The following is a 442-nucleotide window of genomic DNA, read 5'->3' on the forward strand; positions in this document are numbered from 1 at the left end:
CGATGAACATCATCCGCTTGCTGGTCAGCTTTGCGGTCTTCGCGATTGCGGCGATCGTCGTGCTCGACAATCTCGGGGTCAACGTCACCGGCCTCATCGCAGGCCTTGGCGTCGGCGGCATCGCGATCGGTCTGGCGGCACAGGGCATCTTTGCCGATCTGTTCGCGGCGCTTGCGATCCTGCTCGATCGCCCGTTCCGGCGTGGCGACGCGATCAGCTATGACAAATCGGCGGGCACGGTCGAGGCGATCGGGCTCAAATCGACGCGCATCCGCGGCGTCACCGGCGAGGAACGCATCGTCGCCAACAAGCAATTGCTCGAAAAGGAAATCATCAACAACACCCAGCGCGAATACCGCCGCGTGGTGTTCACGCTCGGGCTGGTGCAATGGACCCCGGTCGAAACGATGGAGGCGCTGCCATCGATGATCAAGGACGTGGT

General features: G+C 62.4%; 1 protein-coding gene. It reads left to right on the forward strand.

Annotation, left to right across the window (positions count from 1 at the left end; genetic code table 11):
* Positions 1-442: mechanosensitive ion channel domain-containing protein (locus AACY52_RS31460; RefSeq protein WP_339561570.1), on the forward strand; the 442-nt coding region annotated here is incomplete at both ends.

This window comes from Pseudomonas sp. EA_65y_Pfl1_P113, assembly GCF_963970525.1.
Taxonomy (GTDB): Bacteria; Pseudomonadota; Gammaproteobacteria; order Pseudomonadales; family Pseudomonadaceae; genus Aquipseudomonas; species Aquipseudomonas tritici.